Source organism: Rathayibacter sp. AY1A5 (assembly GCF_002930875.1).
Classification (GTDB): domain Bacteria; phylum Actinomycetota; class Actinomycetes; order Actinomycetales; family Microbacteriaceae; genus Rathayibacter.
The window spans coordinates 1-4523 of record NZ_PSTM01000045.1 but is presented as its reverse complement, the minus strand read 5'-3'; the positions used below and the strand labels follow the sequence as shown (position 1 = coordinate 4523).

Here is a 4523-nt window from a genome sequence, read left to right as displayed (position 1 = left end):
CACGCTCCTCGCGACGACCGTGCTGTTCGTGCTGCTCACCCCGACCATCGCGTCCTGGTCGACCGACGGCGGAGCGGGTCCGGTGCTCTTCGCCGTGGTCGCCTTCAGCGCGGTGTGCACGTCGATCTGGGCCTGGCGGCGCTTCGTCGAGTCGGAGTAGCCGAGCTCGGGCGCCCGCTCAGCCGATCGAGACGGGCCGGTCGAGGTCGTCGCCCGGCAGCACGTCGGCCACGGCGCCGACGGTCAGCTCGCGCAGCGTCGCGATGCCGCCGTAGACGCCGAGGAACGCGGTGTCGGCCGCGTCGCGTCCCGTCGCGATCCGCACGAGGCTCGACCGCGGCGCGAGCGTCGTCGCGTCGACCGCCCGCCACTCCCCCTCGATCCAGGCCTCCGCGACCGCGTGGAAGTCCATCGGCTGGAGTCCCGGCGCGTACACGGCCGCCAGTCGGGCGGGCACGTCCAGCGCCCGGAGGAGGGCGACGACGAGGTGCGCGAAGTCGCGGCAGACTCCGCGGCGGGCGAGCAGCGTCCGCTCGGCCCCGTCCGTCGGAAGGCTCGAGCCGGGGACGTACGCCAGCCGCGTGCCGACCCAGGAGCTCACCGCGTGCAGGAGGTCCGCCCCGGCGAGGCCGGCGAACTCGGCCCGGGCCGTCGCCCACAGCACGTCCGACTCGGCGTAGCGGCTCGGCCGCAGGTACCGCAGCCGGTCCACCTCGTCGCCCTCGAGCGGATCGAGGCGTCCCAGGACGCGCGCGGAGTAGTCCACGACGAGGTGCCCGACCGGCGCGTCGAGCACGTGCAGCCGGGTGCCGTGCTGGTCGATCACCTCGCGAGCGGCGAGCGGGCGGCCGTCGACGGTGAGCGTCAGCGACTCCTCCGCCCCGTACGCGTCGGCCACCGCGATCGAGAGGACGAGGGCGGCCGGAGCCGCGACGTCGAGGGTCAGGTGGGCCGAGACGTCGCGCTGCATGGGGCTCTTCTCCGGGGCGTGGCGGGTGGGGGTCAGGCGCCCTGCTCGCCCTTCGGCGGCGGGGTGGGGGCGGCGTCCGGCTCCTGCACGAGCTGCAGCCCGCCGGACGAGTTCGCCGAGACGGTCAGCAGGTCGATCCAGGTGCGGTTGATCGAGGGGACCCGTCCGCCGAAGTACTTGAAGTAGAGGGGCACGGAGGGGTCGAGCCAGATGCTCGAGCGGCCGTCGCCGACCGCGGGGTCGTCCCGCCAGGAGAAGAAGAAGCTCTCGCGGCGGCGCAGCTTGTTGGCGATGACGATCTGGACGTGCGTGAGCGTGCGGTCGTCGAACTCGATCTCGACTCCCGAGGCTCCGTAGAGCAGCTTCCCCATGGGGGCCTCCCGGCCGCCCGTCGCCGGGCGGTGCATGACGGTGCCCGCGGGCACGAGAAGCGGGACCGTTCCGGCGCCCGCCGTGGACCGGGCGGCTCGCATCCGGACGCGGGCGCCCGGGCTCGGAACCGCCCGGTGACGACTCTAGGCGAGGCGGCGCGGGCGCGCGGGATCCTCGTCCGATTCCCGAACACCGGGCTCCTCCGGCCGGAAGGACGACCGGTCCGGAGGCGCGCCCGGCGCCCTGCCGGATCCGGGCGAGACGCGCCGGGGCGCTGCCGCGCGCATGTCGGAGGTCGGACGTACGGTACCCGCATGATCGAATGCGCACTCTGCGGAACCGACGCCGTCGTCCTCGACCGCTCCGGCGGCCGCGACACAGAGGAGGAGCTCGTCGTGCTCTGCGCCGACTGCACCCCGGGCGAGATCACCCAGGCCCTCGAGGCCGGGCTGCGCGAGCCCGCTCGACGCAGCGCGCACGCCCGCGCCGCCTAGAGAGCGGCACGTCGGACGGAGTGCCCCCACTGGGACTCGAACCCAGACTGAGACGATTTTAAGTCGTCTGCCTCTGCCGATTGGGCTATGGGGGCGACCACCGGGAGGAACGACCCTCCCGGCGGCGGTGTCAGGACTTGGCGGGCTCGCCGCCGACCGGGACCGGAGCACCGGCCTGGCCGGGGATCTGCGCCGGGGCCTGCGCGGCCGGAGCCTCGGCGGCCGGGGCCGCCGGACGCGGACGCGACGCGTAGGTCTCGAAGGAGCCGCGGGGGTACTCGCGGGCCTCGATCGAGGCGATGTCGCGGCCGAGCCAGAGGTTGTTCCACCAGCCCCAGACCACGCGGAACTTGCGCTCCCACGAGGGCATGGCGAGACCGTGGTAGCCGCGGTGCATCACCCAGGCGGGGAAGCCCTTCACAGCGATCTTGCCGGACTGGAACACGCCGATGCCGATGCCCAGGCCCGCGACCGCGCCGAGGTTCTTGTGCACGTAGTCGACCGGCTCCTCGCCGCGGAGCACCGCGGTGATGTTCTTGGCCATGAGCTTGCCCTGGCGGACGGCGTGCTGGGCGTTCGGCACGCAGAAGCCGCCGACGCCGCCGCCGGTGAGGTCGGGGACGGCCGTTGCGTCGCCGGCGCCCCAGGCGCCCTCGACGAGCACGTCGTCGTGGCCGACGCGGAGGTCGGCGCGCACGCGCAGGCGGCCGCGCTCCTCGATGGGCAGGTCGGAGTTCTTGATCGACGGGTTCGCCATGACGCCCGCGGTCCAGATGATGAGGTCCGACTCGAAGCTCTCGCCCGTCGACAGCTGGATGACGCCGTTCTCGGCCGACTTGAGCTGCGTGTCGAGGTGCACGGTGGCGCCGCGCTGGTCGAGGTTCTTCAGCACCCAGTGGCTCGTCTCGAGGGCGACCTCGGGCATGATCCGGCCCATCGCCTCGATGAGGTGGAACTGCGTCTCCTCGAAGTCGATCTCGGGGTAGCGCTTGAGCAGCGCGCTCGCGAAGGAGCGCAGCTCGGCGAAGACCTCGATGCCCGCGAACCCGCCGCCGACGACCGTGACGGTCAGCAGGCGCGAGCGCTCGGGGCCAGCGGGGAGCGACGCGGCCTTGTCGAAGTTCGTGAGCATGCGGTCGCGGATCGCGGTCGCCTCCTCGATCGTCTTCAGGCCGATCGCGTTGTCGGCGACGCCCGGGATCGGGAAGGTGCGCGAGACGGAGCCGGCGGTGACGACGATCTGGTCGTACTCGAACTCGTAGGGCTCGCCCACGGTCGGGGTGATCGTCGCGGTGCGGTTCGCGTGGTCGATCTTCGTCACCTTGGCGGCGAGGATCGCGGTCTTCTTGAGGTGGCGGCGGAGCGAGACGATCGCGTGGCGCGGCTCGATCGACCCCGCGGCGACCTCGGGGAGGAAGGGCAGGTACGCCATGTAGGGCAGCGGGTCGACGATCGTGACCTCTGCCTCGTGCGGGCGGAGCTGCTTCTCGAGCTTCCACGCGGTGTAGAAGCCGGCGTAGCCGCCTCCGACGATCAGGATTCTGGGCACGGTTGACTCTCCAAGAGGGATGGACAATGCGAACACCCTCACGCAATGCGAAGTGCCCGCTCTCGATGCGGTGGGCAGCACTGACCCCGACTGGGAATCAGCTTAGCGAAGAGCGCGCCGGTGGTGGCGCCTCCGTGGCTCCGGTAGGAGCGGCTACGCGTCGAGCGGCCTGCAGGCGCAGCGCTCGGGAGACCAGTCGGCGCGGGCCAGGGCCAGATCGCCGATCGGATTGACGCCGGGGCCCGCCGCGAGGGCGTGCGCGGCGAGGGCGTGGAGGCACTTCACCCGCGAGGGCATGCCCCCGGAGGAGATGCCCGCGATCTCGGGGACGGAGCCGACGCTCTCGCGGTCGGCCAGGAACGCCCGGTGCGCAGCGGCGTACGCCTCGCGCAGCTCCTCGTCCTCGGCGAGCATCGCGTTGTACTCGACCATGACCTGGGTGGCCTCGAGCTGCGAGATCGCGGCCGTCGCGGCGGGGTGGGTCAGGTAGTAGAAGGTGGGGAACGGCGTGCCGTCGGACAGGCGGGGGCTCGTGGAGACCACCGTCGGGTCGCCGCAGACGCAGCGGGCGCTGATCCCGACGACGTCCCGGGCGGGACGGCCCAGCTGGGCGGAGACGACCGCGATGTCGCGCTCGGACGGCGGATCGAAGGGGGGCGTGGTCACGGGGGCTCCAGAGGACGGACGGCCGGGAGGACGCTCCAGTGTACGCGGGGCCGGGCGGGAGCGACGGGGTCGGGCGGGAGCTACGGAGTCGGTGTCAGCTCGTCGGCGGTCGGCTCGCCGAGGCCCGAGACCGCGATCGAGGACAGCAGGGATCCGGCCCAGTCGCTCGGGGTCTCCTGCACCGTGTCGCTCGCGGGCTGCTGCGCCTGCTGGGCGAGCGTCACGTCGTCGAGCACGAGGTAGCTCACCTCGCCGGGCATCACGAAGTACAGCCGCTCGCGGGCCTGCGCGCGGATGAACGCCGGGTCGGACCAGCGGGTGCGCTGCTCGTCGAGGTTCTGCGCCTGGGTCTTGGCCGCGTCGACCGAGCGCTGCAGCTCGGCGATCTCGGCGCGCTGCTCGACGAAGTTCTTGATGCTCGGGGCGAGCACGACCACCGCGAGGATCATGATCCCCATCACCAGCAGCGTGA

The 4523-nt window shown here is 72.6% G+C and carries 6 protein-coding genes and 1 tRNA gene; 1 reads left to right on the top strand and 6 read right to left on the bottom strand.

Annotation, left to right across the window (positions count from 1 at the left end):
* Nucleotides 1-178: 178 nt before the first annotated feature.
* Nucleotides 179-970: a transglutaminase family protein gene (locus tag C5B98_RS16450; RefSeq protein WP_104234572.1), complete on the bottom strand. Its 792-nt coding sequence runs from the start codon at nucleotides 968-970 to the stop codon at nucleotides 179-181.
* 32 nt (nucleotides 971-1002) lie between these two features.
* The gene (locus C5B98_RS16445) at nucleotides 1003-1341 is read right to left on the bottom strand and encodes an ATP-dependent DNA ligase (protein ID WP_068211888.1); all 339 of its coding nucleotides are present in this window, start codon (nucleotides 1339-1341) and stop codon (nucleotides 1003-1005) included.
* A gap of 315 nt (nucleotides 1342-1656) precedes the next feature.
* Between C5B98_RS16445 and C5B98_RS16440 the strand changes: the two genes are divergently transcribed.
* Entirely contained in the window at nucleotides 1657-1836 is a 180-nt protein-coding gene (locus C5B98_RS16440) for a hypothetical protein (protein WP_104328121.1), read from the top strand.
* A 21-nt stretch (nucleotides 1837-1857) separates the two neighbouring features.
* On the opposite strand, the gene C5B98_RS16435 is transcribed toward C5B98_RS16440, so the two are convergent.
* The 4 genes from C5B98_RS16435 to C5B98_RS16420 all read right to left on the bottom strand — a co-directional run.
* Nucleotides 1858-1931, bottom strand: a tRNA-Leu gene (locus C5B98_RS16435).
* Between the two features lie 35 nt (nucleotides 1932-1966).
* Nucleotides 1967-3385: an NAD(P)/FAD-dependent oxidoreductase gene (locus tag C5B98_RS16430; RefSeq protein ID WP_104225019.1), complete on the bottom strand. Its 1419-nt coding sequence runs from the start codon at nucleotides 3383-3385 to the stop codon at nucleotides 1967-1969.
* Nucleotides 3386-3538: 153 nt separating this feature from the next.
* Nucleotides 3539-4051, bottom strand: a complete 513-nt coding sequence (locus tag C5B98_RS16425; RefSeq protein ID WP_104227430.1) for a DUF501 domain-containing protein — start codon at nucleotides 4049-4051, stop codon at nucleotides 3539-3541.
* A gap of 80 nt (nucleotides 4052-4131) precedes the next feature.
* Nucleotides 4132-4523 (bottom strand): septum formation initiator family protein (locus C5B98_RS16420; protein ID WP_104328120.1); only part of this gene is annotated, 392 nt, incomplete at its 5' end.

Coding starts and splice junctions, on each gene's coding strand:
- C5B98_RS16440 (WP_104328121.1), top strand. CDS start 1,657: ATGATCGAATGCGCACTCTGCGGAACCGACGCCGTCGTCCTCGACCGC.
- C5B98_RS16445 (WP_068211888.1), bottom strand. CDS start 1,341: ATGGGGAAGCTGCTCTACGGAGCCTCGGGAGTCGAGATCGAGTTCGAC.
- C5B98_RS16450 (WP_104234572.1), bottom strand. CDS start 970: ATGCAGCGCGACGTCTCGGCCCACCTGACCCTCGACGTCGCGGCTCCG.